This window comes from Stenotrophomonas sp. FR012 (assembly GCF_047520565.2).
In the GTDB taxonomy this organism is placed as follows: Bacteria; Pseudomonadota; Gammaproteobacteria; order Xanthomonadales; family Xanthomonadaceae; genus Stenotrophomonas; species Stenotrophomonas sepilia.
On sequence record NZ_JAXBQL020000004.1, the window covers coordinates 378,874 to 404,728 of the forward strand.

26 protein-coding genes, 4 tRNA genes and 1 pseudogene are annotated in these 25,855 nt (G+C 66.7%); 14 read left to right on the forward strand and 17 right to left on the reverse strand.

The genetic code is table 11. The features are described 5' to 3' along the window. Positions 1 to 32: 32 nt before the first annotated feature. Positions 33 to 1,151, forward strand: a complete 1,119-nt coding sequence (locus ACM0O9_RS09970; RefSeq protein ID WP_414604187.1) for an alpha/beta hydrolase — start codon at positions 33 to 35, stop codon at positions 1,149 to 1,151. Positions 1,152 to 1,232: 81 nt separating this feature from the next. Here ACM0O9_RS09970 and ACM0O9_RS09975 read toward each other — a convergent pair whose 3' ends face one another. Together ACM0O9_RS09975 and ACM0O9_RS09980 are read right to left on the reverse strand one after the other, a co-directional pair. After that, on the reverse strand, positions 1,233 to 2,372 hold the full coding sequence (locus ACM0O9_RS09975; protein WP_065195818.1) for an MFS transporter: 1,140 nt from the start codon (positions 2,370 to 2,372) through the stop codon (positions 1,233 to 1,235). A gap of 169 nt (positions 2,373 to 2,541) precedes the next feature. Continuing rightward, complete coding sequence (locus ACM0O9_RS09980; protein ID WP_065195819.1) at positions 2,542 to 3,243, reverse strand: pirin family protein; 702 nt, start codon at positions 3,241 to 3,243, stop codon at positions 2,542 to 2,544. 140 nt (positions 3,244 to 3,383) lie between these two features. Between ACM0O9_RS09980 and ACM0O9_RS09985 the strand changes: the two genes are divergently transcribed. Continuing rightward, positions 3,384 to 4,304 carry a LysR family transcriptional regulator gene (locus tag ACM0O9_RS09985; RefSeq protein WP_005416107.1) on the forward strand — a complete coding sequence of 307 codons (921 nt, stop codon included), beginning with the start codon at positions 3,384 to 3,386 and terminating at the stop codon, positions 4,302 to 4,304. Between the two features lie 591 nt (positions 4,305 to 4,895). On the opposite strand, the gene ACM0O9_RS09990 is transcribed toward ACM0O9_RS09985, so the two are convergent. The 10 genes from ACM0O9_RS09990 to ACM0O9_RS10035 form a co-directional block, all read right to left on the reverse strand. After that, positions 4,896 to 4,972: transfer RNA gene (locus ACM0O9_RS09990), tRNA-Arg, on the reverse strand. A 32-nt stretch (positions 4,973 to 5,004) separates the two neighbouring features. Further along, positions 5,005 to 5,081 (reverse strand) — tRNA-Arg (locus tag ACM0O9_RS09995). A 69-nt stretch (positions 5,082 to 5,150) separates the two neighbouring features. Further along, positions 5,151 to 5,227, reverse strand: a tRNA-Arg gene (locus ACM0O9_RS10000). Then, a complete protein-coding gene (locus ACM0O9_RS10005) occupies positions 5,218 to 6,144 on the reverse strand; it encodes an alpha/beta hydrolase family protein (RefSeq protein WP_139726962.1) in 927 nt (308 codons plus the stop codon). The genes ACM0O9_RS10000 and ACM0O9_RS10005 overlap by 10 nt, the downstream gene beginning before the upstream one ends. Then, positions 6,141 to 6,950, reverse strand: a complete 810-nt coding sequence (gene thiD, locus ACM0O9_RS10010; RefSeq protein ID WP_065179406.1) for a bifunctional hydroxymethylpyrimidine kinase/phosphomethylpyrimidine kinase — start codon at positions 6,948 to 6,950, stop codon at positions 6,141 to 6,143. Before thiD ends, ACM0O9_RS10005 begins: the two co-directional genes overlap by 4 nt. Before the next feature lie 127 nt (positions 6,951 to 7,077). After that, positions 7,078 to 7,746, reverse strand: coding sequence for a YoaK family protein (locus ACM0O9_RS10015; RefSeq protein WP_053500054.1), 669 nt, complete (start codon positions 7,744 to 7,746; stop codon positions 7,078 to 7,080). A 12-nt stretch (positions 7,747 to 7,758) separates the two neighbouring features. Beyond that, the gene (locus ACM0O9_RS10020; protein ID WP_005416111.1) at positions 7,759 to 8,265 is read right to left on the reverse strand and encodes a hypothetical protein; all 507 of its coding nucleotides are present in this window, start codon (positions 8,263 to 8,265) and stop codon (positions 7,759 to 7,761) included. Further along, positions 8,262 to 9,662, reverse strand: coding sequence for a PhoH family protein (locus ACM0O9_RS10025; RefSeq protein ID WP_005416112.1), 1,401 nt, complete (start codon positions 9,660 to 9,662; stop codon positions 8,262 to 8,264). Before ACM0O9_RS10025 ends, ACM0O9_RS10020 begins: the two co-directional genes overlap by 4 nt. 84 nt (positions 9,663 to 9,746) lie before the next feature. Beyond that, positions 9,747 to 10,226, reverse strand: coding sequence for a peroxiredoxin (locus ACM0O9_RS10030; RefSeq protein WP_005416113.1), 480 nt, complete (start codon positions 10,224 to 10,226; stop codon positions 9,747 to 9,749). Positions 10,227 to 10,305: 79 nt separating this feature from the next. Beyond that, positions 10,306 to 10,866, reverse strand: a complete 561-nt coding sequence (locus ACM0O9_RS10035) for a glycine cleavage system transcriptional repressor (RefSeq protein WP_005409051.1) — start codon at positions 10,864 to 10,866, stop codon at positions 10,306 to 10,308. Between the two features lie 164 nt (positions 10,867 to 11,030). On the opposite strand from ACM0O9_RS10035, the gene dapA reads away from it, so the two are divergent. Both dapA and ACM0O9_RS10045 read left to right on the forward strand, forming a co-directional pair. Continuing rightward, positions 11,031 to 11,924, forward strand: a complete 894-nt coding sequence (dapA, locus tag ACM0O9_RS10040) for a 4-hydroxy-tetrahydrodipicolinate synthase (RefSeq protein ID WP_005416114.1) — start codon at positions 11,031 to 11,033, stop codon at positions 11,922 to 11,924. Between the two features lie 32 nt (positions 11,925 to 11,956). Beyond that, positions 11,957 to 12,472 (forward strand): hypothetical protein, encoded by a 516-nt coding sequence (locus ACM0O9_RS10045; protein ID WP_005416115.1) that lies wholly within the window; start codon positions 11,957 to 11,959, stop codon positions 12,470 to 12,472. Positions 12,473 to 12,670: 198 nt separating this feature from the next. On the opposite strand, the gene fdxA is transcribed toward ACM0O9_RS10045, so the two are convergent. Beyond that, positions 12,671 to 12,994 carry a ferredoxin FdxA gene (gene fdxA, locus ACM0O9_RS10050; protein ID WP_005409054.1) on the reverse strand — a complete coding sequence of 108 codons (324 nt, stop codon included), beginning with the start codon at positions 12,992 to 12,994 and terminating at the stop codon, positions 12,671 to 12,673. Positions 12,995 to 13,188: 194 nt separating this feature from the next. Here fdxA and ACM0O9_RS10055 point away from each other — a divergent pair, with 194 nt between their 5' ends. Further along, positions 13,189 to 14,613, forward strand: coding sequence for a sugar porter family MFS transporter (locus ACM0O9_RS10055; protein ID WP_065179408.1), 1,425 nt, complete (start codon positions 13,189 to 13,191; stop codon positions 14,611 to 14,613). A 334-nt stretch (positions 14,614 to 14,947) separates the two neighbouring features. On the opposite strand, the gene ACM0O9_RS10060 is transcribed toward ACM0O9_RS10055, so the two are convergent. Next, a tRNA-Glu gene (locus ACM0O9_RS10060) sits at positions 14,948 to 15,022 on the reverse strand. Positions 15,023 to 15,074: 52 nt separating this feature from the next. Here ACM0O9_RS10060 and pcnB point away from each other — a divergent pair. The 6 genes from pcnB (at position 15,075) to pgi (ending at position 20,676) form a co-directional block, all read left to right on the forward strand. Further along, positions 15,075 to 16,448, forward strand: coding sequence for a polynucleotide adenylyltransferase PcnB (gene pcnB, locus ACM0O9_RS10065; RefSeq protein WP_095377484.1), 1,374 nt, complete (start codon positions 15,075 to 15,077; stop codon positions 16,446 to 16,448). A gap of 3 nt (positions 16,449 to 16,451) precedes the next feature. Continuing rightward, the gene (gene folK, locus ACM0O9_RS10070; protein WP_005416118.1) at positions 16,452 to 16,937 is read left to right on the forward strand and encodes a 2-amino-4-hydroxy-6-hydroxymethyldihydropteridine diphosphokinase; all 486 of its coding nucleotides are present in this window, start codon (positions 16,452 to 16,454) and stop codon (positions 16,935 to 16,937) included. A gap of 34 nt (positions 16,938 to 16,971) precedes the next feature. Further along, complete coding sequence (gene panB / locus ACM0O9_RS10075) at positions 16,972 to 17,787, forward strand: 3-methyl-2-oxobutanoate hydroxymethyltransferase (RefSeq protein ID WP_005416119.1); 816 nt, start codon at positions 16,972 to 16,974, stop codon at positions 17,785 to 17,787. Continuing rightward, complete coding sequence (gene panC, locus ACM0O9_RS10080) at positions 17,784 to 18,623, forward strand: pantoate--beta-alanine ligase (protein ID WP_111201950.1); 840 nt, start codon at positions 17,784 to 17,786, stop codon at positions 18,621 to 18,623. Before panB ends, panC begins: the two co-directional genes overlap by 4 nt. Before the next feature lie 161 nt (positions 18,624 to 18,784). Continuing rightward, positions 18,785 to 19,165 (forward strand): aspartate 1-decarboxylase, encoded by a 381-nt coding sequence (panD, locus tag ACM0O9_RS10085; RefSeq protein WP_006432456.1) that lies wholly within the window; start codon positions 18,785 to 18,787, stop codon positions 19,163 to 19,165. Further along, positions 19,162 to 20,676 carry a glucose-6-phosphate isomerase gene (gene pgi, locus ACM0O9_RS10090; protein WP_065185211.1) on the forward strand — a complete coding sequence of 505 codons (1,515 nt, stop codon included), beginning with the start codon at positions 19,162 to 19,164 and terminating at the stop codon, positions 20,674 to 20,676. Before panD ends, pgi begins: the two co-directional genes overlap by 4 nt. Before the next feature lie 87 nt (positions 20,677 to 20,763). Here pgi and ACM0O9_RS10095 read toward each other — a convergent pair whose 3' ends face one another. Together ACM0O9_RS10095 and ACM0O9_RS10100 are read right to left on the reverse strand one after the other, a co-directional pair. Next, positions 20,764 to 21,327: a response regulator transcription factor gene (locus tag ACM0O9_RS10095; RefSeq protein ID WP_005409063.1), complete on the reverse strand. Its 564-nt coding sequence runs from the start codon at positions 21,325 to 21,327 to the stop codon at positions 20,764 to 20,766. Further along, positions 21,324 to 22,550, reverse strand: coding sequence for an ATP-binding protein (locus ACM0O9_RS10100; protein WP_414604267.1), 1,227 nt, complete (start codon positions 22,548 to 22,550; stop codon positions 21,324 to 21,326). The genes ACM0O9_RS10095 and ACM0O9_RS10100 overlap by 4 nt, the downstream gene beginning before the upstream one ends. A gap of 114 nt (positions 22,551 to 22,664) precedes the next feature. Between ACM0O9_RS10100 and ispG the strand changes: the two genes are divergently transcribed. The 3 genes from ispG to ACM0O9_RS10115 all read left to right on the forward strand — a co-directional run bounded on the left by ispG (position 22,665) and on the right by ACM0O9_RS10115 (position 25,508). Further along, positions 22,665 to 23,930 (forward strand): flavodoxin-dependent (E)-4-hydroxy-3-methylbut-2-enyl-diphosphate synthase, encoded by a 1,266-nt coding sequence (gene ispG, locus ACM0O9_RS10105; RefSeq protein WP_049423521.1) that lies wholly within the window; start codon positions 22,665 to 22,667, stop codon positions 23,928 to 23,930. Further along, on the forward strand, positions 23,911 to 24,690 hold the full coding sequence (locus ACM0O9_RS10110; protein WP_005416123.1) for a phosphatase PAP2 family protein: 780 nt from the start codon (positions 23,911 to 23,913) through the stop codon (positions 24,688 to 24,690). The genes ispG and ACM0O9_RS10110 overlap by 20 nt, the downstream gene beginning before the upstream one ends. 170 nt (positions 24,691 to 24,860) lie before the next feature. Next, positions 24,861 to 25,508, forward strand: a complete 648-nt coding sequence (locus ACM0O9_RS10115; protein WP_005416124.1) for a response regulator — start codon at positions 24,861 to 24,863, stop codon at positions 25,506 to 25,508. Positions 25,509 to 25,708: 200 nt separating this feature from the next. Here ACM0O9_RS10115 and ACM0O9_RS10120 read toward each other — a convergent pair. Continuing rightward, positions 25,709 to 25,855 (reverse strand): annotated as a pseudogene (locus ACM0O9_RS10120) (IS110 family transposase); the annotation flags it as partial.

Here is a 25,855-nt window from a genome sequence, read left to right on the forward strand (position 1 = left end):
TGCCACGCTGTCGCATCCTTTCCCGATTGCCCATGAAGCGCCTGCTGCTGTTGCTGCTGGCGTGCGCCGGCCTGTGGCTGGCTGCATGCTCATCCTCGATCAACGCCTCGTCCACCTCGCTTGCCGACCGGCTGATCGCGCCAGGCGGCGTGTCGACCCTGCTCGATCGCCCGCGCATCGCCGCGGCCATTGCCGGGCTGCCCAACCGCCATGGCTTCGCAGCGGGTCGCGATGGCGTGCCGATCTTCTGGCGCGTGTTCGACCCCGGCGACTACGGCGCGCGGTACCACTACCTTCCGCAGCGTCATGAGAACGGCCTGCCTCTTGATACCGGCCTGAGTCTGGCCGTGCCACAGCCGTTCCGCGCGCAGGCGCCACGCGGCACCGTGGTGCTGCTGCATGGGTGGATGATGAATGGTGATTCGATGCTGCCATGGTCGCTGCAGCTGGCCGAGTCCGGCTACCGCGTGGTCACGCTCGATCTGCGCAACCATGGCCAGTCCGGTGCAGGTCCGTCCGGCTATGGCACCTATGAATCGGATGACGTCGTCGATGTCATCGGCGAGCTGCGCGCGCGCGGCGAAGTGACCGGCCCGCTGTACCTGTTCGGTGTGTCCTATGGTGCGGCCACGGCGGTGTTCACCGCCGACAAGCTGGGTGACCAGGTGGCCGGCGTGGTGGCGATGGAATCGTTCGCCAATGCCGGTGCGGCGATCCGCACGATGATCCCGCACCTGATGGGACTGCAGCCGGAGGGCCTGAAGGCGCAGGCGGTGGCGTCGTACGCACGCTGGCGCTATGGGGGCCAGGACATCAACCAGGTGATCGCCGCCGCCAGCCGCCGTATCGATGTCGATCTCGACCGTGTCGACGTCACGCGTGCGCTGGCCGATACCCGCGCCTGCGTGCTGCTGCTGCACGGGCAGGGTGACCAGCATATTCCGGTCAGCCAGGGCCGGCAGCTTGCGCAGGCCAACCCGCGCGCGCACTACATCGAAATGCGTGGAGAGGACCACATCACCCTGCCGCTGCGGCTGGACCTGCTGGCCGGCGTAGTGGATGACTGGATGGCGCGCGACGAGCACCACCCGCAGAGCGCGTGCCCAGCCCCACAGCTGCCGGCCCAGGCCGAATGGCTGGCACACGGCTGAAAAAAGGGGACGGAGGGGATTAAGTCGTTTGCAGCACACTCGGGGCAGATGCGACTTAATCCCCTCCGTCCCCTTTTTCTGTCAGGCCACGCGTCGGGCCAGTGAGCGGGCGGAGGCGGCTACGCCCAGCAGCAGTAGGGCGACGCACAGGAAGGCAAAGCGGAGGCTGGTGGCATGTGCCACTGCGCCGATCGCCGCCGGACCAGCGAGGATGCCGGCGTAACCCAGTGTGGTCACGGCAGTGATGGCGATGCTTTCCGGCATCACCCGCTGCTGGCCTGCCATCGAGAACAGCGCCGGCACGATGTTGGCGCAGCCCAGCCCAACCAGCACGTAGCCGGCCAGCGCCACCGGAAACGAGGGCACAAGCGTGGCCAGGGTGAAGCCTGCCGCGGCCGTGATACCGCCGAAGACCAGGGTGCGGGTGCGGCCGAGGTGCTCGACGATGCCGTCACCGAACAGGCGCATTGCCGTCATCGCCAGGGTGAACAACGCGAAGCCGGCCCCGGCCTGGTCACGCGGCACCTGCCGCACTTCGGCCAGGAACACGGCGCTCCAGTCCAGCATCGAGCCCTCGGCGAGGAACACCACGAAGGCCAGTACGCCGATGAACAGCACCACGCCATGCGGCAGTGCCAGCAAGGGGCCTTCGTGCAGGATCCGTTGCGGACGCCAATGCGGCGCCGACAGCATCGCAACCAGCAGCAGCGCCACCACCGAAACCAGCGCGGCCAGCCACAGCGGCGTGCCGAGGATCAGCAGCCCGGTCATGCAGCCAGCACCGACGAATCCACCGATGCTGTAGAAGGCGTGGAAGCCGGACATCATCGCGCGCCCGGCATCGCGCTCGACCGCCACCGCCTGCATGTTCATCGCACAATCCAGTGCACCGACGCCGGCACCGAACACGAACAGTGCCGCGCCCAGCGACACCGGCGAGGGTGCCAGCACCAGCAAGGGCAGGGCGCACAGCATCATCGCGCAGGTGATCACCATCACCCGGCGGCAACCCAACCGCCCGGTCAGCGCACCTGCCAGTGGCATCGCCAGCAACGAACCCAGCCCAAGACACAGCAGCACGGCGCCGAGGCTGGCGTCGGACAGCCCGGCCTTGGCCTTGGCATAGGGCACCATCGGCGCCCACGCGGCGGTGGCGAATCCGGGAATGAAGAAGGCGGCACGGGTAGCGTGCTGTTGGGCACGTGGGGATGAAGGCGTCATGCGAGAGCGGGTCCGGATAAACACTGTCATGAAAGCGTTTCCAGTCGCATCGGGCAAGGGGCATTCGGGTCACCGAACGCCGAATACGATTGCGGGCCGTCCATCAGGCGCAGCGGGCCCGGCGATGCCTTTCCGCATCGCTGGGCCACGTCTTCAGGACAGGGCGTGTTTACAGCGGCAGGTCGAACACCAGCACTTCGGCGTCGTTGCCGTTTTCCAGGGTCAGCTGGGCTTCGTCACTGACCTGCAGCGCATCACCGGCTTCTAGGGTGATGCCGTTGACCTGCAGCTGGCCACGCGCCACCTGCACATAGGCGCCACGACCGTTGCCGAGGGCGTGATGCAGCTTCTGGCCGCCATCGAGAATGGTGGCGAAGATGCGGGCATCCTGGTGGATGCGCAGCGAACCCTCGGCACCGTCCGGCGAAGCGATCAGGCGCAGCTGGCCGCGCTTGCTGTCCGGCGCGAAGTGGGTCTCTTCGTAGGACGGCGCGATGTTCTCGGTGTCCGGGAAGATCCAGATCTGCAGGAAATGCACGGTCTCGTCGGCGGAGTGGTTGAACTCGCTGTGGGTGACGCCGCTGCCGGCGCTCATGCGCTGCACGTCGCCGTAGCGCAGTACCGAACCGGTGCCCATCGAGTCCTTGTGTTCCAGTGCACCGCCCAGCACGTAGGAGATGATCTCCATGTTGCTGTGGCCATGGGTGCCGAAGCCCTGGCCGCCGATCACCTTGTCTTCGTTGATCACCCGCAACGGGCCGAAGCTGACGTAACGGGGGTCGTAGTAGTTGGCGAAGGAGAAGGTGTGGCGCGAGGACAGCCAGCCATGCTCGGCCAGGCCACGGGTAGCGCTCTTGCGGATCTGCAGCATGATGGAATCTCCTTGTTCGATGGTTTCGATGGGGCGGGGTGGGCAGGTATCCGCCGTGTTTCCCCGTTGGAGAGAAGTATCCGCTTGCGTCCGGGGTTTGAAAAACGGATAGTTTTGAAAGCCATCATCGAAAAATTCGAATGCTCAAGCTCAGCCTCGATGCCCTGCAGATCCTGGATGCCATCGACCGCCGCGGCTCCTTTGCCGGCGCCGGCAAGGCCCTGCACAAGGTGCCCTCGACGATTTCCTATACCGTGGCCAAGCTGGAGGAGGACCTGGGCGTTCAGTTGTTCGACCGGGTCGGCCCACGTGCAGAGCTGACCGAGGCCGGGCGCGCGCTGCTGGACGAAGGCCGGCATCTGCTGCGCGCGGCCCGCGAGCTGGAGCTGCGGGTGCGCCGGGTGGCGTCGGGTTGGGAGACCGAACTGACCCTGGCGGTGGATTCGGTGTTCCCGACCTGGCTGCTTGGGCCGGATATCGCCGCATTCCGTGAGGCCGAGGCACCGACCCGGTTGCGGTTGATCGGCGAGGCCCTGTCCGGCACCTGGGAGGCCCTGCTCGACCGCCGTGCGGACCTGTTGGTCGGCGCGCCGGGCGAAGGGCCCAGTGGTGGCGGCTATGTGGTCGAGCCGCTGGGCACGGTGGAGTTCGTGTTCGCGGTCGCACCCGAACATCCGTTGGCCAACGTGTCGGGCGTCCTGGGTCGCGAGCAGCTGGTCGAGCATTGCGCGATCGCCGTTTCCGATTCGGCGCGCAGGCTGCTGCCGCGCACGGTGGGCCTGTTGATGGGGCAGGAGATGCTGACGGTGCCGGACATGGCCAGTAAATTGAAGCTGCAGTGCGAAGGCGTGGGCTTCGGCTTCCTGCCCGAGCCGTGCGCGCGCGCTGCAGTGGCGCGCGGCCAGCTGGTGATCCGTGAGGTGGAGGAGCACAAGCCGGAAGAGACCTTCTGGCTGGCCTGGCGCACCGGTGAGGATGGCGCGGCATTGCGCTGGTGGCGCGAGCGCCTGCGCAGGCCGGAGCTGCTGTCGCAGTGGTGGCAGGCAATGGCCAGGGGGTAGGGGTCTGGCAGGGCTGCGCCCTGCACCCGCTACGATCCAGAGCAACAGCAACAGCAACAGCAGAAGCTGGTTTCCTGAGGGATGGCGGGGTGGGTCCGGTTGCGGGGGACGCCGTGAATCCGTCCATGGAGGCTCGGTCGCCGCATCCATGCGGCTCACGCCCCCGCAACCGGACCCACCCCGCCTTCGACAGTTTCCGGCGATCTGTCGGTGCTGGTGCGGTCGGTGGCTGTCGACCTTGGTCGACACGGTAGATCCACGCCATGCGTGGATGCTCTTCGATCAATTGTCGAAATGTTCGAACTCGATGGAGATTCATCCACGCATGGCGTGGATCCATCAGATCGCGGAAATCTGTCAGAGGTGGGACGGTGTCGGAGTGCGGGGTGTCAGCCGCATGGATGCGGCTGCCAAGCCTACATGGACGTACTTGCGGCGTCCCCGCACTCCGACACCGCCCCGCCATCCCACGGAATGCGCGCTGTTGCTGGTGCTCCGGCTCTGGCTGTGGCCTCTGCAGGTGCAGGGCGCAGCCCTGCCGAAAAACACGCATAAAAAAACAGCAGGCCGAGGCCTGCTGTTTCGGTGTAATGGTGCGCCCGGAGAGATTCGAACTCCCGACCGCCTGGTTCGTAGCCAGGTACTCTATCCAACTGAGCTACGGGCGCCAATTACATAAACTTGTTGTGCCGACTGTGTATGGTGCGCCCGGAGAGATTCGAACTCCCGACCGCCTGGTTCGTAGCCAGGTACTCTATCCAACTGAGCTACGGGCGCGCGGTACACAATCAACTTACTGCCTAATTTTACTGCATTTTCAGCGGCGGATGCTGAAAACCTGTCGAGTGGTGCGCCCGGAGAGATTCGAACTCCCGACCGCCTGGTTCGTAGCCAGGTACTCTATCCAACTGAGCTACGGGCGCCCTGCGACAGGAGCGGAATTATGCGGATGTCGGCGCACACCGTCAACAGTTTTGTGAAAATTTTCATCCAACTGAATGAAAAAGCTGTCCGCCACGGCATCCGGTGCCTTGAGCCAGGCGAAGTGATCGGCGCGCGTGCCCAGTTCCTGCGCGGACAGCACGCGCAGCTTCGCGTCCACATTCGGCAGCTTTGCCAGCAACGCCTGCATCGACCCGGTCGGGGCCAACCAGTCGTGTTCCATCAGCACGGCCTGGGCGCTGCCGTGCACGCGCGCCATCTGTGCGTCGAGGTCTTCACCCATGCCCGCGGCGGCGTAGTGGTTGTTCAGGCCGATGCGCGCCCAGTCGGCGATCAGTCCGCGTGCTTCGGTGCCACCGAATCCGAGACGACGGCCATGCAGCACGCCCTGGCGCTGCGCGATCCACGGCAGGAAACGGTAAACCAGTGGCAGCAGCCAGCCGCGCGGTGGCGGGAATCCACGCCAGAACGGTGAGCCGCTGGCCGCCAACCACAAGTGGTGGAAATGCAGAGGGTTGCGGCCGGCATGCACGCAGGCCAGCTGCCCGCCCAGGCTGTGGCCACCGATGATCCAGGGCAGGGGGCCTGCTTCCTCGTCGGCGGCCGCCATGACCGCTTGGCTGGCCGGCAGATCCTGCTCGAGTACCTCGCGATAGCCCCAGTCGTGCGCGCGCGACGGGCGTAGTGAGCTGCTGCCGTTGCCGCGCCACTCATGCAGGTAGACCGCCACGCCCTTCGCTGCCAGCGCCTGTGCCAGCGGCAGGTAGTGGCGCGCGGCCACACCCAGCGCTGGCAGCCACAACAAGCGGGCGATGGCCTGTGCGGGCATGCAGGCCATCACTTCGTAGCGATGCCCGTCGTTGCACTGCACTGGAAGGAGGGCCGGCGTCAGGTTCATGCGTGCGGTGCAGCGCCGAAGTGGTCGAGCACCAGCACCTCGCTGCGGCCGGGGGCATAGCCCTGCTGCAGGCCGCGCGCAACGTAGTCGATGCCGGCTTCGCAGGCGTTGGCCAGGCTCAGGCCGTTGCACAGCTGCGCGGCGATGGCCGAGGCCAGCGTGCAGCCAGTGCCGTGCGCATCCAGCGGCAGGCGGGCGTGGATGAATTCTTCGCTGCTCACGCCGTCGAAGTAGCGGTCGATCACGCGGTTGCCTTCCTGCAGGTGGCCACCTTTCAGTAGCACCGCACCGGCGCCCAGGTCGAGCAGGGCGGAGGCTACCTGTTCGGCGTCATCGCCGTTGCCGATCTTCCATCCGGCCAGCAGCTCCGCTTCCGGCGTGTTCGGGGTGATCAGCGTGGCCAGCGGGATCAGCCGCTCACGCATTGCCTGCAGAGCGCTGTCTTCCAGCAGGCGCGCGCCGCTGGTGGCGACCATCACGGGGTCCAGCACTACGTGCGGCGGGCGATGGCGCTCCAACGCATCGGCGACGGCATTGATCACCTCGGTGTTGGCCAGCATGCCCAGCTTCACCGCATGGATGTCGAAGTCATCGAAGCAGGCATCCAGTTGTGCACGCAGGAAATCGATCGGCGGCACGTGCACGGCGATGACGCCACGGGTGTTCTGTGCGGTCAGTGCGGCGATCGCGGAGAGTCCGTGCACGCGATGTGCTGCAAAGGCCTTCAGGTCGGCCTGGATGCCTGCGCCACCGCCGGAGTCGGAGCCGGCGATGGTGAGGGCAGATACGGGAGTGGTCGGGCTCATCCAGCGATTGTGCCGTGGTCCGGCAGGGGAAGGTAGATCCACGCCATGCGTGGATGCCTTTGATCCGTCAGGCGGGGTCAGGTCCCTTTTCCGCAGGAAAAGGGATCTGACCCCCAGAGTGCGGCCCTCAATGCCGCCAGCGCGCCCACTGCTGGTACACCACATAACCCAGGCCGGTCAGGCCGGTAAGCAGGGCGGGAGCAAGCAGGGCGTCGTACTGCCAGCGCGCGAACAGCCAGGCGCCGATCACGCCGCCGGCAAGGAAACCACTGATGATCAGGCCGCTGAGGGTCAGTCGTCGTACCTGCAACGGCAGCCCGCGCAGCAGGTGGCCCAGGCCGATGCCGAGATCGGTGAACATGCCGCTGAGATGGGTGGTGCGTACCACCGCGCCGCTGAAGGTCGTAGCCATTGCATTCTGCAGGCCGCAGGCCATGGCGGCGGCCAGTGCGCCCCAGATCTGGTGCTCTTCAAACAGCGGAATGGCCACCAGCAAAAGAGCCGATTCCAGCGCCAGTGCCACGCCGTAGCGCCGGCCCAGCTGCAGGGTGCTGTCCTGGATCAGCAGGCCGCTGAGCATCGCGCCCAGCGAGAACGCGATCAGCAGGCCCCACAGGTGGCCGACCGCGCGCCAGTCGCCCTGGGCCAATGCCATGCCGAGCTGGCTGGTGCTGCCGGTCATGTGGCTGACCGCCTGATGCTCGAACCCGAGGAAGCCGACCACGTTGACCATGCCGGCCACGCACGAGAGTGCGACCGCGCCGATCCAGACCCAGGTGGGCAGGCGTATTCCCATCGGCGAGGCCCCTCAGGGCCCGCCGAAGCCGCCGTTGAACTGCAGCTCGCTGAAGGTGTTGCTGGCCGGGTCGAACACGGCGCCCCAGAACTGTGCGCCGCCATCGCAGACGCGGATCGCTTCACGGGCCGGATTGACGCCGCTGTCGTCAGGCAGGTGGAAGGCGTTGATGTAAATCAGCCGCTTGCCGGCGCTTTCGATGCCGACGTACTGGCGGTCGAAGTCCAGCACCTTCGGGACCTGCGCTTCCAGCGACGACAGCTTCGCCTCCAGCTGGTCGACCTGCTGCCGGCTGGGCGCCCAGTAACCCGACACCCGCCCGGCCTCGCGGCCGGGGCTGGGGCGCGAGCAGGTGTCGAGCACCTGCGCGGCGATGATCGGGCGGGTGACCACCCAGGACTGGCCGGTGCGCTCGGCGGTGGGCACGCTGGCCGGGCCGCGCGTGGTCGTACAGGCACCGAGCACGGCGGCGAGGGTGATCGCAGCCGTGGGCAGCAACAGGCGCGTGCAGCGGTTCACAACACCTCCGAAGCGTAATCGGCCAGGCGCGAACGCTCGCCACGGCGCAGGGTGATGTGCGCACTATGCGGCCAGTTCTTGAAGCGGTCCACCGCGTAGGTCAGGCCCGAAGTGGTCTCGGTCAGGTACGGGGTGTCGATCTGCTCGACGTTGCCCAGGCAGACGATCTTGGTGCCGGGGCCAGCGCGGGTGATCAGCGTCTTCATCTGCTTGGGGGTGAGGTTCTGCGCCTCGTCCAGGATCAGGTAGCGTGACAGGAAGGTGCGGCCGCGCATGAAGTTCATCGAGCGGATCTTGATGCGGCTGGCCAGCAGGTCGTTGGTGGCCTGGCGGCCCCAGGTGCCGCCTTCCTGGTTGTGCGTGAGCACTTCCAGGTTGTCGGTCAACGCGCCCATCCACGGCGTCATCTTCTCTTCCTCGGTACCGGGCAGGAAGCCGATGTCCTCGCCCACGCTGACCGTGGCGCGGGTCATGATGATCTCGCGGTAGCGCTGCTGGTCCATCGTCTGCGCCAGGCCGGCGGCCAGTGCCAGCAGGGTCTTGCCGGTGCCGGCGGTGCCCAGCAGCGTGACAAAGTCGATCTCCGGGTCCATCAGTGCGTTGAGGGCGAAGTTCTGCTCGCGGTTGCGTGCGCTGATGCCCCACACGGCGTGGCTGCCGTGGCGGAAATCATCGACCAGCGACAGCACCACCTTGCCATCGCCGACGACGCGGCTGACGCGCAGCTCGACTTCATCCTCGCCTGGCAGGTAGACGTACTGGTTCGGATACCACTCCTCGCCGTCCTGTGCCTGGATTTCGTAATGCGAGCGGCCCTTGTCGCTCCAGCTGCGCAGGTCGTCGCCGTGGCGTTTCCAGAAGTCTTCCGGCAGCTCGGTGGCGCCGGTGTAGAGCAGGCTGAAATCGTCCAGCGCGCGGTCGTTCTCGTAGTCCTCGGACACGATACCGGCGATGGCGGCCTTGATCCGCAGGTTGATGTCCTTGGAGACGAACACCACCGGCAGGTCGGGGGTTTCTTCCTTTAGGGCCAGGATCGCGCCGAGGATGGCGTTGTCCGGGATCACCTTGCCGAAGCTCTTGCCAGCATCGAAATGACTGGTCTGGAAGCGCAGCTTGCCGGCGCTCTGCTTGCCGCGCAGCTGCAGGCCATTGGGCCGCTGCAGCGGAATGCCGTCGGCCAGGTTGTCCAGCCCGGAGGCCTGCACCAGCTCGTTGAGGAAGCGGCTCACCTGGCGGGCGTTGCGGCTCGCCTCGGAGGTGCCCTTCTTGCCGTTGTCCAGCTCTTCGATCACCTGCATGGGCAGGTAGACGTCGTGCTCCTCGAATTTGAACAGCGCGGTGGGATCGTGCATCAGCACGTTGGTATCCAGCACGTAGATGCGCTTGCCTCGGGTCATCGTCGATTCCTGGTTACGGACAGGGAAAAACCACCACGGCCTGCTGCGGGGCAGGGTGATGGCAGACACAGTAGGCAGTGGGACTCACTTGGACTGGGAGGCCTTCAGTTCGGCGAGAACGGCATCGGCATGGCCGGCAACCTTGACCTTGCGCCAGGACTGCACGATGCGGCTGTCGGGGGAAATCAGGAAGGTACTGCGTTCGATGCCACGTACCTGCTTGCCGTACATGTTCTTCATCCTGATCACGTCGAAGGCGGTGCACAGCGCTTCGTCGCCATCGCTGACCAGCGGGAAGTTGAAGCCCTGCTTGGCACAGAAGTTGTCGTGCGACTTCACCGAGTCGCGCGAGACGCCCAGCACGACGGCGCCGGCTTTCCTGAACTTCGGCAGCAGGGCATTGAAGTCGATGCCTTCGGTGGTGCAGCCCGGGGTGCTGTCCTTGGGATAGAAGTACAGCACCAGCCATTGGCCGGCATAGTCGCCGAGGGTGGCCTGGTCGCCGCCGGACAGGGCCAGCGGCAGGGAGAGGGTGGTGCTGTCCAGGGTGTCGCCGTTGTTCATGAGGTCCTTCTGTCGAGCCTGGGTTCTTGCCATTACAGCTACATGAAACGCCACGCGCCCGTGAGAGACGCGCGAAGAATCAGAACTTCATCGGATCCATGATCGCGTCCAGGTTCAGGTGGTCGCAGAACTCGAGGAAATCGTCGCGCAGCGCGGCGATGTGCATGTTGGCCGGCACGCCGATGGTGACCTGTGCGCTGAACATTTCCGCGCCGGTCTGCATGGCGCGGTAGCGCGTGCTCTGCAGGTTCTCGATGGTGATGCCCTGGCGGTCGAAGAAGTCGGCCAGCTGGAACAGGATGCCCGGCTTGTCGGCGGCGATCACTTCGACGATGTACGGCAGCAGGTTGGACTGCGCCTGCTTGGCGGCGGTGCGGTACCAGACCAGCTTTAGGCCTTCCTCGCGCTCCAGCCGGGTCAGCATCGCCTCAAGCTTGGCCACCGAGTCCCAGGAGCCGGTGGCCAGGGCGGTGACCGAGACATCGCGGCCGACCGTGGCCAGGCGTGCATCCACCAGATTGCAGCCGCTGTCGGCGATGCGGCGGGTGACGGACAGCAGGGGGGACTCCGGATGCGTCGTATAGGCGTTGATCAGGAGGTGGTTTTCGCTCGGCGCGGGGCGCGGGGTGGTGTCGGTCAAGGCGATTCCGGGTAATGCATGCGTTAGTCTGAATGCCCGCCAGAGGCGGGGATCCACCGGTGTCCAGCATACTTGCCCGTGCTTTCGCGCCGCAAGTAACATTCAAGTCGCCCCCGGCCTTTCGTGGCGGGCGTTTTCCCTTCCCAGCCAAGAGCAGCACGTCCTTGTCCCTTTCCGGCCTCATCACCGCGCTGGCGACCCCGTTCCGGGCCGACGGCGCCCTCGATCCCGACGGTTGGCAGCGCCTGCTGCACCTGCAACTGGAAGGTGGCGTCCATGGCGTTGTCGTAGCCGGCTCTACCGGCGAAGCGGCAACGCTCACCGACGCCGAGTACGACCTGCTGCTGGCCAGCGCGGTCGAGCGCATCGGCGGCCGCATTCCGGTCCTGGCCGGTACCGGCCTTTCGGGCACTGCCAAGACCATCGAACAGACCCGTCGTGCCGCCGCCCTCGGCGCCAGCCACGCGCTGGTGGTCACGCCGCCGTACGTGCGCCCCACCCAGGCCGGTCTGATCGCGCACTACCGTGCGGTGGCCGACCAGGGCGGGCTGCCGGTCGTGCTGTACAACGTGCCCGGCCGTACCGGTTGCGACATGCAGCCTGAGACCGTGGCCGAGCTGGCCAGCCACCCCAACATCGTCGGCATCAAGGAGGCGGTGGGTGACACCGGCCGGGTGCAGGCGCTGCTCGCCCTGCGCAGCCCACAGTTCGCCGTGCTCAGCGGTGACGACGGTACGGCCGCGCGTTCGATCCAGGCCGGTATCGACGGCCTGATCTCAGTGGGTTCCAACGTGCTTCCCGGTGCCTACCGCCGGATGTGCGAGCTGGCCGCCGCACACGACCACGAAGCCACCGCGTCGTGGGATGCGCGCCTGCATCCCTTCCATGATTTCTGCGGCGTCGAACCGAACCCGATCCCGGTCAAGGCGCTGCTGCGCCGCATCGGCATCGGTCACGACCTGCGCCTGCCACTGCTGCCGTTGTCGGCAGCGCATCATCCGGCTGCCGACCATCTTGCCGGCGACATCGCCGCCCTCGAAGCCCTTTCCAGCCACTGACCTTCCGTCTTGGTCTGACCCAGGAGATTCACATGCGTCAATCCGTTTCCACCGTCCGCGTGCTGTCCTATGCCCTGCTTGCCGTGGCGGTCGCTGCCGGCACCACCGGCTGCTTCAAGCGCGGCGCCAAGGGCGACTACGCCCTGGCCCCGGAAATGCGTCCGCTGGAAGTGCCGCCGGACCTGAACCTGCCCAATGCCACCACCGACAACAAGGTGCCGACGTTGGCCTCGGCCACCAAGCCGGCGGCGCCGGTTGCTGCGGCTCCGGCAGCCGGCAGCACCGGTTTCACCATTGCCGGTGGCAAGGATGAAGCCTTCGCCAAGGTCGGTACCGCACTGGAAGGCGTGGAGGGCGTGACCATCGCCAGCCGCGCGCAGTTGCTGGGTTCGTACGACGTGGCCTACGAGGGCAGCAACTTCCTGGTCCGCGTAGTGGCCGTCGATGCCGGCGCCTACATCTCCGCGGTTGACCCGCGTGGCCTGCCGGCCACCGCCGAAGCGCCGGTGAAGCTGATCGCCGCGCTGAAGGCGAAGCTCGCCCAGTAAGGGCTGGTCGGATGGCTGCGGGCCTTGGTCCGCCCCCGCTCTGGTAGCGGCCGACCTTGGTCGGCGCTTTTGTGCCAACCAGGGTTGGCACCTACCAGGTTGCGCGGTTGGCACCTGCCGGAGCGCACGGTTGGGGTCTGCCGAAGAACAGAAAAGGGCGCCCATGGGCGCCCTTTTCGTTACCGCCGTGGGCGCTTCTCAGCGCTCCAGCAGCTTCAGCTTGTCCGGCTTGCCATCCCATTCGCCGGCGTCGGCGGGCGGGTCCTTGCGCACGGTCAGCACCGGCCATTCCTTCGCCAGCTCGGCGTTGAGGGCAACGAAGCCTTCCTGTCCGGCAGGAACATCGTCCTCCGGGAAGATCGCATTGACCGGGCACTCCGGCTCGCAAAGGGTGCAGTCGATGCACTCATCCGGGTCGATCACCAGGAAGTTCGGGCCTTCGTGGAAGCAATCCACGGGGCACACTTCCACGCAATCGGTGTGTTTGCACTTGATGCAGTTTTCGGTGACGACAAAGGGCATGGGCTTGGGGGTGGATCGATTCCTGAACCTGCCAATTCTAGAACAGGTTGGCCCCCGGTGTCGGCGCGGGGCGCAGAACGGGCGTCTGGCAGGCGCGACCGTGGGAGTCATTGGCGGCACGGCGGGGGCTGTGCGACGCTGCGGGGCACTCGGTCGCCCACCGTGGCCGGACTCCCTTCCCAGCAGGATCGTCCATGTCCCAAACCCAGCCCAGCACCGCGCCCCATGGCGGTGAGAACACTGCATTCATCGTCCTGATCAGCTGCGTGGCCACCCTTGGTGGATTCCTGTTCGGTTTCGACAGTGGTGTCATCAATGGCACGGTCGATGGCCTCCGCCAGGCCTTCAACTCCAGTGAGGCGGCGCTCGGTTTCGAAGTCGCCTCGATGCTGCTGGGCTGCGCGATCGGCGCCTTCCTGGCGGGGTGGCTGGGTGATCGCCTGGGACGCCGCGGTGTCCTGATCGTGTCAGCGCTGATGTTCCTTGTCTCGGCGCTCGGTGCCGGCGCGGCCCACGCGTCCTGGCTGTTCATCGCCGCCCGCGTGCTGGGCGGTTTCGCGGTGGGCGCGGCCAGCGTGATGTCACCGGCCTACATCGCCGAAGTCGCCTCGGCGCGTTACCGCGGCCGGCTGGCCACGGTGCAGCAGATGGCGATCATCTGCGGCTTGTTTGCGGCCTTCCTCAGCAATTACCTGCTGGCGCGTGCCGCCGGCGCCTCGACCGAGCCCCTGTGGCTGGGCCATGAGGCCTGGCGCTGGATGTTCTGGATGCAGGTGCTGCCCTCGGGGCTGTTCCTCCTGTTGTTGCTGGTGATCCCGGAAAGCCCCCGTTTCCTGGTGTTGAAGGGGCGCCAGGGGCAGGCGAGGGCGGTGCTGGCGCGGCTGTACGGCGAGGCCGCGGCCACGGCCAAGCAGGCCGAGATCGAGGCGAGCCTGGCCCAGGACCAGCACAAGCCGCGCTTCGGCGACCTGCGCAACAAGGCCACCGGCAAGCTGCGCCCGATCCTCTGGGTGGGTATCGGCCTGGCCATGTTCCAGCAGCTGGTCGGCATCAACGTGGTGTTCTACTACGGCGCGGTGCTGTGGCAGGCGGTGGGTTTCTCGGAAAGCGACGCGCTGCTGATCAACGTGTTGTCCGGCGCGCTGAGCATCGGTGCCTGCCTGCTGACGGTACTGCTGATCGACCGCATCGGGCGCAGGCCGCTGCTGTGGATCGGTTCGGTCGGCATGTCGGTGGCGCTGGTGCTGATGGTGGTGGCGTTTGCCAGTGGCAGCCTGGCCGACGGTCGCCTGCAGCTGTCCGACGGCATGGGGCGGCTGGCGCTGGTGGCAGCCAACGTCTACGTGGTGTTCTTCAACATGTCCTGGGGCCCGGTGATGTGGGTGATGCTGGGCGAGATGTTCCCCAACCAGATCCGCGGCCCGGCGCTGGCGGTGGCGGGTGCGGCGCAATGGACCTCGAACTTCGCGATCACCGTGACGTTCCCGATGCTGCTGGCCGGCATCGGCCTGGCCGGCGCCTATGGCATCTACGCCGTCGCGGCGATCCTCTCGATCGTCTTCGTGGTCCGCCACGTGCGCGAGACCAAGGGCAAGGAGCTGGAGCAGATGGAAGGCTGACGGCTGGCCTGCCGCCTCTCGACACATTGCGGGTGGCGGACGCAGGTCTGCGCGTCGGGATTGAATTGGCTGCGGAGGGGCGAAGCTGTTCGTGCCGCCTTCGCGGGAAACTGTCAGGAGGGGGCGGGCCACCCTGGCCTGGACCGTTGGCGCCATGGATGGCGCCATCGAGCACCATGGATGGGCTTTTGCGTGTCCAGGCCAGGGTGGCCCGCCCCCTCAACGCAGGAAAAGGGAGGCGCTACTGCGACCAAACCGATCAATGCCAATGCAAATCCCGGAAAACAGAAAAGCCCGCACAAGGCGGGCTTTTTCCGGTTCCTGCTGCGGCGACTGGCGCTCCCTAGGGGACTCGAACCCCTGTTTTAGCCTTGAGAGGGCCACGTCCTAACCACTAGACGAAGGGAGCATAACTGTGTCGCTGCCGAGGCAGGAGCGCTAGTATATGCACCTCGATGCCATTGGGCAATCCCGAAACTTCAACCGGAAGCGCCAACATCATTTCCCCTGCTACATCACCGTTCAGCCTGCGCGTCATCCCGCGCGACCAGCACACGATCTCCCGCAAGGACATCAGCCCGAACGCCCTGCGCGTGCTTTATCGCCTGCGCGATGCCGGCTTCGGCGCCTACCTTGTCGGCGGCGCGGTGCGCGACCTGCTGGTCAATGGCCAACCCAAGGATTTCGACGTGGCCACCGATGCCACGCCCGAACAGGTCAAGCAGCTGTTCCGCAACTGCCGCCTGATCGGTCGTCGGTTCCGCCTCGCCCACGTTGTGTTCGGCCGCGAAATCATCGAAGTCGCCACCTTCCGTGCCAACAGCGATGACGGCAGCGGCGACCGCGAGATGGAAAACGGCATGCTCGTGCGCGACAACGTGTACGGCACCATCGAAGACGACGCGGTCCGCCGAGACTTCACCTGCAACGCCCTGTACTACGCCATCGAGGACTTCTCGGTGCGCGACTACACCGGCGGCTTCGAAGACGTCCAGGCGCGCCTGATGAAACTGATCGGCGATCCCGAGCAGCGTTATCGGGAAGACCCGGTGCGCATGCTGCGTGCGGTGCGCCTGGCGGCCAAGCTCGGCTTCCAGATCGAAGAGGGTACCGCCGCGCCCATCCCGCACCTGGCCGGCCTGCTCAACGAAGCCGCGCCGGCGCGCCTGTTCGAGGAAGTGCTCAAGCTGTTCCTGTCCGGGCACGGCGTGGCCAGCTTCGAAGGCCTTGAGCGTTACGGCCTGCTCGACGTGCTGTTCCCGGAGAGCGCCAGGGCGCTGAAGTCCAACCGCACCGGCGCGCTGCGCCGCATGCTGGTCGAGGGCCTGGCCAACACCGATGCTCGCGTGGCCAACGACGAGCCGGTCTCGCCGGCGTTCCTGTTCGCATTGCTGCTGTGGCCGGCGTTCTGCCGCGCACAGGCGACCCTGCTCAAGCAGGGAGTGGCACCGGAAGAGGCGCAGCGCCGCGCCGCCGACCGGGTCACCGTGCAGCAGCTCAGCACCATCGCGCTGCCGCGCCGCTTCTCGCTGCCGATGCAGGAGATCTGGCTGCTGCAGTCGCGCTTCAGCTCGCGCCAGCGCAAGCGCGTATTCCGTACCCTGACCCACCCGCGCTTCCGCGCCGCGTTCGATTTCCTCAGCCTGCGCCAGGTCGCTTCGTCCGAGCATGCAGTGGATGTCGAGTTCTGGCGCGAAGCACAGGCGCAGTCCGGTCGCGAGCTGGAGTCGTCGCTGGATGCGATGCACAGTGAAGACGGCGATGACGAGAGCGGGGCACCGCGCAAGCGCCGCCGTCGCCGTCGACGTCCCGGTGCTGCTGCGGCGGGCGAGTAAGCGATGACCCTCGCCTGGATCGGCCTCGGCGCCAACCTTGGCGACGCGGCCGCGACCGTGGGCGCGGCGATTGCCGCGCTGGACGGCCTGCCGGGAACGCGCCTGCGACAGGCCTCGCGGCTCTATGCAACCCCGGCCTGGGGCAATGAAGACCAGCCGCCGTTCGTCAATGCCGTGGCTGCGGTCGAAACCACCTTGGCGGCCGATGAGTTGCTGCAGGCCATGCTGGCACTGGAGCGGGGCTTTGGACGCGTGCGCGATCCGGCGGTGCACTGGGGGCCGCGCGCGCTGGACCTGGACCTGCTGCTGTATGGCACGCAGGTGATCGACCTGCCCGGCCTGCAGGTACCTCATCCCTACCTGCACGAGCGTGCCTTCGTGTTGGTGCCACTGGCCGAAATCGCGCCTGATCTGGCCATTCCCGGTCATGGCAGCGTGCGGGATGCAGTGGTGCGGGTGGATGCCTGCGGGATTGCGCCGATAGGGTGATAATGACCGGGTTATCTCCCCCGGTTATCAGCACATGAGCACCCACGCAGACAGCAAGCCCTGGACCGTTCCCGCCCTGGCCGAGGCCAAGCGCAATGGCCAGAAGCTGGTCATGTTGACCGCCTACGACGCCGGCTTCGCCCGCACCTTCGATGCCAACGGCGTCGATCTGATCCTGATCGGCGATTCGCTGGGCATGGTCGTGCAGGGTCATGATTCGACCCTGCCGGTGACCGTGGCCGACATGGTCTACCACACCCGCGCCGTGGCCCGCGTGCTGCAGCGTGCGCTGCTGGTGGCCGACCTGCCGTTCGGTGCCGATGCCACCCCGGAACGCGCGCTGGATGCCTCGCTGCAGCTGCTGCAGGCCGGTGCCGAGATGGTCAAGATCGAAGGTGCCGGCTTCAAGGTCGACATCATCCGCTACCTGGTCGAGCGCGAGATTCCGGTCTGCGCGCACCTGGGCCTGACCCCGCAATCGGTGCTGCGCCTGGGCGGCTTCAAGATCCAGGGCCGCGGCGATGCTGCGCGCCAGCTGGTGGAGGATGCCAAGGCCGTGGCCGCCGCAGGCGCCAGCATCATGGTGCTTGAATGCGTGCCGACCCCCGTCGCCGCCGAAGTGACCGCTGCGGTGGATGTGCCGACCATCGGCATTGGTGCGGGCCCGCAGTGCGATGGCCAGGTGCTGGTGCTGCACGATTTCCTCGGCCTGGACAGTGGCCATCGCCGTCCCAAGTTCGTCAAGGATTTCCTTGCCGAAGGCGGCTCGGTGGCCGGTGCCACCCGCGCCTATGCCGACGCCGTGCGCGACGGCAGCTTCCCTGACGAACAGCACGCCTACGCCCAATGATCCAGACCTTCAACGAGCTCGGCGCACTGCGCGAGCAGATCGCCCAGTGGAAGCGCGAGGGGCTGCGCGTGGCGCTGGTGCCGACCATGGGCAACCTGCATGGGGGCCACCATTCGCTGGTGACCCTGGCCCGCCAGTACGCCGACAAGGTGGTGGCGAGCATCTTCGTCAACCCGACCCAGTTCGGGCCGAACGAGGACTTCAGCCGCTACCCGCGCACGCCCGAGGCCGACGTTGCCGGGCTGGAGCAGGCTGGCTGCGATGCGGTGTGGCTGCCCAGCGTCGAGGCGATGTACCCGCTGGGCGTGGACAGGACCACGCGCGTGCACGCGCCGGGCGTCAGTGAAGTGCTGGAAGGCGCCAGCCGCCCGGGCCACTTCGATGGCGTGTGCACGGTGGTGGCGCGCCTGTTCCTGCAGGTGCAGCCGGACGTGGCCGTGTTCGGCCGCAAGGACTACCAGCAGCTTGCCGTGATCAGGCAGATGGTGGCCGAGCTGTCGTTCCCGATCCAGATTGTTGGTGCGGAGATCGTGCGCGACGAGGATGGCCTGGCCAAGAGCTCGCGCAACCAGTACCTGAGCGCCGAACAGCGTCCGGTCGCGACCACCATCCACCGGACCCTGCTGGGCATGCGCGAAGGCTACGTGGCCGGGCAGGCACGTGATCGCATCGAGGCCGAGGCCACTGCCGCATTGCAGGCGGCCGGTTTCCAGGTTGACTACGCGGTGCTGCGCACTCCGGAGCTGGCCGAGCCGACCTTCGACGGCGGCGGCCGGGTGGCGCTGATCGCCGCACGGCTGGGTACCACCCGGCTGATCGACAACCTGGAGTTCTGAACTCCGGCGGCGCCGCGCGATGCATGGGGTCAGATCCCTTTCCCAGGGGAAAAGGGATCCGCCTCCGGTTTCACCGCCTACCTGAACAGGTTGCCGGCCGTAATGCCCGGCGCTGTGCGGGTGCTAGAATCCGCTCTTTCCTTTGCCGTTGCAGCGCCCCCATGCACCTGTCCCTGCTCAAGACCAAGATCCACCGCGCCACCGTCACCCATTCCGAGCTGAACTACGAAGGCTCGATTGCCATCGATGACAACCTGCTGGCTGCCACTGGCATCCGCGAGTTCGAACAGGTGCACATCTGGGACGTGACCAACGGTGCGCGCTTCTCGACCTATGCCATCCGCGCCGAAGCCGGCAGCGGCGTTGTCTCGCTCAACGGTGGCGCCGCGCGCCACGTGCAGGTCGGTGACATCATCATCATCGCCGCGTTCGCCAGCATGACCGAGCAGGAAGCTGACAGCTTCAAGCCGAAGCTGGTGTACGTTGATGGCAACAACCAGATCACCCACACCAACGACACGATCCCGACCCAGGCCGCATGACAACGCACAACGGATTCGACTCGCTGCACTCCCACGCCCAGCGCCTGAAGGGCGCAAGCATTCCCGGTCTGCTCGCCGCCGAACCCGGCCGCGTGCAGGACCTGGCGCTGCGGGTCGGTCCGTTGTACGTCAACTTCGCCCGTCAGAAATACGATGCCGCGGCGCTGCAGGCGTTGCTGGCGCTGGCTGCCGACCGTGATGTCGGTGGCGCCATCACCCGCCTGTTCCGCGGCGAGCAGGTCAATCTGACCGAAGGCCGCGCCGCGCTGCATACCGCGCTGCGTGGCGACGTGGTCGATGCGCCGGTGGCGGCCGAGGCCTATGCCACCGCGCATGGCATCCGCCAGCGCATGGGCGTGCTGGTGCGCGCGCTGGAAGACAGCGGCGTGACCGATGTGGTCAGTGTCGGCATCGGGGGTTCCGACCTCGGCCCGCGCCTGGTCGCCGATGCGCTGCGCCCGGTCAGCGGTGCGCGCCTGCGCGTGCATTTCGTGTCGAACGTGGACGGCGCCGCCATGCAGCGCACGCTGGCCACGCTGGATCCGGCGAAGACCGCCGGCATCCTCATCTCCAAGACCTTCGGCACGCAGGAAACGCTGCTCAACGGCCAGATCCTGCACGACTGGCTGGGTGGCAGCGAGCGCCTGTATGCGGTCAGCGCCAATCCGGAGCGCGCCGCCAAGGCCTTCGCGATCGCCGCCGATCGCGTGCTGCCGATGTGGGACTGGGTCGGTGGCCGTTATTCGCTGTGGTCGGCGGTCGGTTTCCCGATTGCGCTGGCAATCGGCTTCGAACGTTTTGAACAGTTGCTGGAAGGCGCGGCGCAGATGGATGCGCATGCGCTGGATGCACCGCTGGAGCGCAACCTGCCGGTGCTGCACGGCCTCACCGACATCTGGAACCGCAACCTGCTGGGCCATGCCACCCACGCGGTGATGACCTACGACCAGCGCCTGGCGCTGCTGCCGGCTTACCTTCAGCAGCTGGTGATGGAAAGCCTGGGCAAGCGCGTGCAGCGCGACGGCCAGCCGGTCACCGTCGACACCGTGCCGGTGTGGTGGGGTGGGGCGGGCACCGATGTGCAGCACAGCTTCTTCCAGGCGTTGCACCAGGGCACCAGCGTCGTTCCGGCCGACTTCATCGGCTGTGTGCACAACGATGATCCCTATACGATCAATCACCAGGCCTTGCTGGCCAACCTGCTGGCGCAGACCGAAGCGCTGGCCAATGGCCAGGGCAGCGAAGATCCGCACCGCGACTACCCGGGGGGCCGGCCGAGCACGCTGATCCTGCTCGACGCGCTGACCCCGCAGGCGCTGGGTGCACTGATCGCCATGTACGAGCACGCTGTGTACGTGCAGTCGGTGATCTGGAACATCAACGCCTTCGACCAGTTCGGTGTCGAACTGGGCAAGCAGCTGGCCAGTGGCCTGCTGCCGGCGCTGCAGGGCGAGGATGTGGCGGTTGCCGACCCGATGACCCGCGAGATCCTGGCGCAGCTGAAGGGCTGATGCCCGGGTAGTGCCGGCCGCTGGCCGGCATTCCGGTGACGTGCCCAGCGTTCATGAGGTTGCCGGCCAGCGGCCGGCACTACCGCGTCACCGGCTCGGATCGCGTTCCGGACTGGGCCGCTTGGCCAGCTTGCGCTGCAGTGAGCGCCGGTGCATGCCGAGCAGGCGCGCGGCGGCCGAGACATTGCCGCCGGTTTCGTGCATCGCCTGCTGGATGTGTTCCCACTGCAGGCGGCTGATCGGCGTCATCGCATCGGGCACTTCCATTTCGCCATCGTCGGCCGGGCCGTCGTCCTCTTCACCGAGGGCGCGCAGGATCATCGGCACCGTGGCCGGCTTCGGCAGGTAATCATCCGCGCCCAGCTTGATCGCCTCCACTGCGGTGGCGATGCTGGCATAGCCGGTCACCAGCAGGATGCGCATGTCCGCGCGCAGTGCGCGCAGCGGCTGGATCAGCGCCAGGCCGGAATCGCTGCCCAGCTTCAGGTCGATCAGCGCGAACGCCGGCGGATGCTGGCGGGCCAGTGCCAGGGCACTGGCGGCATCCTGTGCGGTCTGTGTTTCCAGGCCCTTGCGGGCCAGGCTGCGCTGCAGGGTGCGCAGGTACAGCTCGTCGTCGTCGACCAGCAGACCAAGGGTTGAGGCGCTCATGGGGTTTCCTCGCGTGGGGCCAGCGGCAGGCGGAAGCCGACGCGGCTGCCGGCCCCCTGGGCCGGGCGCATCCACATCTCGCCGTCGAGGCGTTCGATGGTGGCATGGGACAGGGCCAGGCCGACGCCCATGCCCTCGCTCTTGCTGCTGCCGAACAGCTTGCCCGGCAGCACGGCGGCACGGGCGTCGAAACCATGGCCGTAGTCGCGTACTTCGCCGATCAGGTCGTCGCCCTCCATGCGCAGGTCCAGGTCCACGCGCGGCCGGCCGGCCTTCTCGCCTGCATCGGCGGCATTGTTGAGCAGGACCATCAACAGATGGCCTACGCCCGGGTCGAGCGGCAGCCGCAGCGGCGCATCGTCATTGCGGTGCAGGTCGATGGTCGGCCGCACCAGGCGCCATTGTTCAAGTACCTGCTGGGCGCTGGAATGGCTGCGGCCCGGCGCGTCGGCCGAGGCTGGTGCGGCCAGCGCCAGCACACGTTCCCGGCACTGCACCAGCAGCTCGCGCAGGGTTTCCATGTCTTCGCGCACTTCAGGCTCTTCGCTGCGCTCGGCGACATCGTCGGCGAGCAGGGTCATGGTCGCCAGCGGTGTGTTCAGCTCATGCGCGACCGAGGCGGCATGGGTGGCCAGGGCGACGATGCCCTCGTTGCGGGCGAAGCGCTCACGCAGCGCCGACAGTTCCAGTTCGCGCTCCCGCAGGGCCAGTGCCAGGCGGGTGGAGAAGGCCAGCACCACTGTGGCGGAAATCAGGAAGTTTGCGACCACGCCCCAGCGATTGAGGTCCTGAGAGCGGAAGTAGCCGTCCGGCAGCGCCTGCCCGAAAATGCCGCTGGCGGCGTAGCCGAGCAGGCAGGCCAGCGCGACCGCCAGTGCCCAGCGCAGGGGCAGGGCGAAGGCGGCCAGCGCGATCAGGATCAGGAACAGTGAGCTGAACGGGTTGGCCATGCCGCCGCTCCAGCCCACCATCCAGGTCAGGATGATCACGTCCACCAGGATATGGCCGAATGCGGTCAGCGGCGCAGTGCCGGCCGCTTCCGGGCGCAGCTGGGTATAGACGTTGAACAGGGCCAGCACCGCCACGCCGGCCCACAACGGCAGCTGCGGCAACGGCAGGCCCAGCACCCAGGTCGCGACCAGGATGGTGGCGGCCTGGCCGCCTACGGCAAGCCAGCGCAGGCTGCACAGGGTACGGAGAAACGGGGCGTCGGGACCGGTCATTCACGCTCATCGTATGCGTTCATGCGTGTACATGCCTGCGACAATCGGCCGCAGCCGTGCCGCAGGCTGAATGCGACTCACCCCGAATGCGGGAGTGGGCGGTAGAATGCGCCCATGCATGACGCCGTCACCCGCCCGACTCCCCCCTCCGATGCCACCGCCTGGCCCCGCCGCCAGACCCATGCCGTCCAGATCGGCGGGGTCACCGTAGGCGGGGGCAAGCCGGTGGTGGTGCAGTCGATGACCAACACCGATACCTCCGACGTGGCCTCCAGCGTGAAGCAGGTGGCCGAGTTGTGGCGTGCAGGTTCGGAGATGGTGCGGTTGACCGTCAACACCGTGGAAGCCGCTGCGGCCATTCCGCGCATCGTCGACAAGCTGGCGATGATGGGTATCGATGTACCGCTGATCGGTGACTTCCACTACAACGGCCACCAGCTGCTCACTGCCGAACCGGCATGTGCGGAAGCGTTGGCCAAGTACCGCATCAACCCGGGCAATGTCGGCTTCGGCAAGAAGAAGGACCTGCAGTTCGCCCAGTTGATCGAGTTCGCGATCCGCTACAACAAGCCGGTGCGCATCGGTGCCAACTGGGGCTCGCTGGACCAGGCCCTGGCGGCCAGGCTGATGGACGAGAACAACCTGCGCGAGCAGCCCTGGGACGCCGGCCGCGTGCTGCGTGAGGCGCTGATCCGTTCGGCGCTGGATTCGGCCGAGCAGGCCGTGGAACTGGGCCTGCCGCGCGATCGGATCGTGCTGTCGGCCAAGGTCAGTGGCGTGCAGGAACTGATCGCGGTGTACCGCGACCTGGCGCAGCGCTCGGACTTCGCCCTGCACCTGGGCCTGACCGAAGCCGGTATCGGCAGCAAGGGCATCGTCGCCTCGTCGGCAGCGCTGAGCGTGCTGCTGCAGGAAGGCATCGGTGACACCATCCGCATCTCGCTGACCCCGGAACCGGGCCAGTCGCGCACGCAGGAAGTGATCGTCGCCCAGGAACTGCTGCAGACCACCGGCCAGCGCGCCTTCACGCCGCTGGTCACGGCCTGCCCGGGCTGCGGCCGCACCACCTCCGAGTTCTTCCAGGAACTGGCCAAAGTGGTGCAGAACCATGTGCGCGAGAAGATGCCGCTGTGGAAGATCCACCACCCGGGTGCGGAGAACATGACCCTGGCGGTGATGGGCTGCATCGTCAATGGGCCGGGTGAGTCGCGCCATGCCAACATCGGCATCTCCCTGCCGGGCACGGGCGAGACGCCGGCAGCACCGGTATTCGTCGATGGCGAGAAGAAGGTGACCCTGCGTGGCGACAACATCGCCCAGGAGTTCGTCGCCCTGATCGACGATTACGTCGAACACAAATATGTCCGAAGCGCCGGATAAGCCTGCGATCCTCGCCGCTCCGGAGTCGGCCTCCGGTTTCCGCCACTGGATGGCGCGCAACGCCTGGCGCCTGGTCCTGCTGTTCGGTGGCGTACTGCTGCCGTTGGCGGGCTTCGTCGCCCTGGCTGACGAAGTGCACGAATTTGAATCGTTCCATTTCGATGCGCCGCTGCTGTGGCAGATGCATGGCCTGCATTCGCCATGGCTGGACCGCTTCTTCGTGCTCATCTCGAAACTGGGCTACGAGTGGTTCCTGATCCCTGCTGACGTGCTGATCATCGGTGCGCTGCTGGGCTACCGGCGCTGGCGCGAGGCGACCTTTGTCGCGGTCAGTTTCGTGGGATCGGCGTTGCTGAACATGGGCAGCAAGCACTTCTTCCAGCGCCAGCGCCCCAGCCTGTGGGAGTCGATTGCGCCGGAATCGACGTTCAGCTTCCCCAGCGGGCACGCCATGGGCTCGATGACCCTTGCCGCGACCCTGGTGCTGCTGGCCTGGAATACCCGCTGGCGCTGGCCGGTACTGCTGCTGGCGCCCCCGTTCAGCCTGCTGGTGAGCGTCTCACGGGTCTATCTGGGCGTGCATTATCCCTCGGACATCCTAGCCGGATGGTGTGCCGCGCTGGTTTGGGTGGTAGGGTGCTATCTGGTCATGTTCAGTCGCCGGCATCCTTGGCGACGTCGGGATTCGCCGCCAGCGACGGCCAGCGAAGCATCATCACAGGGGGGTGACGTGGATGACCCTTCCGGGGCGTCTACGTAATAGATCAGTTGTTTCGTTGCAGCAGGTTCTGCAAGACAGGGGGCAAGCACAACGCGCGTTACTGTGATGCGCAAGGCAGAACGCCTGGATCGCGTCCCGGACGCGCTTGCAGGGGTATCGGCGCCCTGCCTAGCTTGACCTGCAATGGCCGCATTCGAAGAGGTACGTGAATGACGATTCGAGTCTACCTGGTGGATGACCATGCGCTGGTCCGCACCGGGATGAAGATGATCCTGTCGGGGGAGACCGACATCGAGGTGGTGGGCGAAGCCGAGACGGGTGAAGACGCACTGCGCGACGTCCGCCAGCTGTTGCCGGACGTGGTGCTGTGCGACCTGCACCTGCCCGGTGTGAGTGGCATGGAAGTGACCGAGCGCATCGTCCGCAGCCACCGCAACACCCGCGTGGTGATCGTATCGGTGCTGGAAGACGGGCCGCTGCCGAAGCGCTTGCTGGAGGCGGGGGCCGCGGGCTACATCGGCAAGGGCTGCGATGCACAGGAGCTGCTGCGCGCGGTGCGCGATGTGGCCATGGGCCGTCGCTACCTGGGCACCAGCATCGCGCAGAACCTGGCCCTGTCGACGGTGGAGGGCAATGGATCGCCGTTCGACAGCCTGTCGCCGCGCGAACTGGAAGTAGCCTTGCTGCTGACCCAGGGCCTGCGCCAGGAAGACATCGCGCGGCGCCTGAGCCTGAGTGCGAAGACGGTGAACACGCACAAGGCGCGGTTGTTCGAGAAGATGGGGATCCACGACAACATCGCGCTGGCGCGCATGGCCAGCCAGTACGGGCTGGTGGATCCGGCGCGGCCGTTGTAAGGGTTTCGGCCAACGGCTGAGCCCCTCGCGGTGGTGCGGTTGGATTTCTGGGGTTGGCCCTGCGGAGGGACCGCGCAGGGGACGCCGTGAATCCATCCCTGAAGCAACTGTGTTGACGGAGGGGCCTGGCCCCTCCATGAGACGGGCACGGTAGTGCCGGCCGCTGGCCGGCAGCCTTTTGGGGCACGCGCAGGCTGGCTTCAGGCGGGGATCGATCCGCCTTGAGCGTCACGCACGCGGGCGTTGAGGATGACCAGCATCTTCCGCATCACTGCCACGATGGCCACCTTGCCTTCCTTGCCACGGGCTCGTAGCGACTGGTAAAAATCGCGCAACCGAGGTTCATG

What these genes read in the sequence shown, in the direction of transcription:
- thiD (WP_065179406.1), bottom strand. Translation starts at nt 6,950, where the DNA reads ATGAGCCCGACCACTCCCGTATCTGCCCTCACCATCGCCGGCTCCGAC.
- ACM0O9_RS10100 (WP_414604267.1), bottom strand. Translation starts at nt 22,550, where the DNA reads ATGACCGGTCCCGACGCCCCGTTTCTCCGTACCCTGTGCAGCCTGCGC.
- folK (WP_005416118.1), top strand. Translation starts at nt 16,452, where the DNA reads ATGACCCTCGCCTGGATCGGCCTCGGCGCCAACCTTGGCGACGCGGCC.
- ACM0O9_RS09980 (WP_065195819.1), bottom strand. Translation starts at nt 3,243, where the DNA reads ATGCTGCAGATCCGCAAGAGCGCTACCCGTGGCCTGGCCGAGCATGGC.
- ACM0O9_RS10030 (WP_005416113.1), bottom strand. Translation starts at nt 10,226, where the DNA reads ATGAACAACGGCGACACCCTGGACAGCACCACCCTCTCCCTGCCGCTG.
- ACM0O9_RS10095 (WP_005409063.1), bottom strand. Translation starts at nt 21,327, where the DNA reads ATGAGCGCCTCAACCCTTGGTCTGCTGGTCGACGACGACGAGCTGTAC.
- pgi (WP_065185211.1), top strand. Translation starts at nt 19,162, where the DNA reads ATGACAACGCACAACGGATTCGACTCGCTGCACTCCCACGCCCAGCGC.
- ACM0O9_RS09975 (WP_065195818.1), bottom strand. Translation starts at nt 2,372, where the DNA reads ATGACGCCTTCATCCCCACGTGCCCAACAGCACGCTACCCGTGCCGCC.
- fdxA (WP_005409054.1), bottom strand. Translation starts at nt 12,994, where the DNA reads ATGCCCTTTGTCGTCACCGAAAACTGCATCAAGTGCAAACACACCGAT.
- ACM0O9_RS09970 (WP_414604187.1), top strand. Translation starts at nt 33, where the DNA reads ATGAAGCGCCTGCTGCTGTTGCTGCTGGCGTGCGCCGGCCTGTGGCTG.
- ACM0O9_RS09985 (WP_005416107.1), top strand. Translation starts at nt 3,384, where the DNA reads ATGCTCAAGCTCAGCCTCGATGCCCTGCAGATCCTGGATGCCATCGAC.
- panD (WP_006432456.1), top strand. Translation starts at nt 18,785, where the DNA reads ATGCACCTGTCCCTGCTCAAGACCAAGATCCACCGCGCCACCGTCACC.
- ACM0O9_RS10110 (WP_005416123.1), top strand. Translation starts at nt 23,911, where the DNA reads ATGTCCGAAGCGCCGGATAAGCCTGCGATCCTCGCCGCTCCGGAGTCG.
- ispG (WP_049423521.1), top strand. Translation starts at nt 22,665, where the DNA reads ATGCATGACGCCGTCACCCGCCCGACTCCCCCCTCCGATGCCACCGCC.
- ACM0O9_RS10115 (WP_005416124.1), top strand. Translation starts at nt 24,861, where the DNA reads ATGACGATTCGAGTCTACCTGGTGGATGACCATGCGCTGGTCCGCACC.
- panC (WP_111201950.1), top strand. Translation starts at nt 17,784, where the DNA reads ATGATCCAGACCTTCAACGAGCTCGGCGCACTGCGCGAGCAGATCGCC.
- ACM0O9_RS10045 (WP_005416115.1), top strand. Translation starts at nt 11,957, where the DNA reads ATGCGTCAATCCGTTTCCACCGTCCGCGTGCTGTCCTATGCCCTGCTT.
- ACM0O9_RS10025 (WP_005416112.1), bottom strand. Translation starts at nt 9,662, where the DNA reads ATGACCCGAGGCAAGCGCATCTACGTGCTGGATACCAACGTGCTGATG.
- panB (WP_005416119.1), top strand. Translation starts at nt 16,972, where the DNA reads ATGAGCACCCACGCAGACAGCAAGCCCTGGACCGTTCCCGCCCTGGCC.
- ACM0O9_RS10055 (WP_065179408.1), top strand. Translation starts at nt 13,189, where the DNA reads ATGTCCCAAACCCAGCCCAGCACCGCGCCCCATGGCGGTGAGAACACT.
- ACM0O9_RS10005 (WP_139726962.1), bottom strand. Translation starts at nt 6,144, where the DNA reads ATGAACCTGACGCCGGCCCTCCTTCCAGTGCAGTGCAACGACGGGCAT.
- ACM0O9_RS10015 (WP_053500054.1), bottom strand. Translation starts at nt 7,746, where the DNA reads ATGGGAATACGCCTGCCCACCTGGGTCTGGATCGGCGCGGTCGCACTC.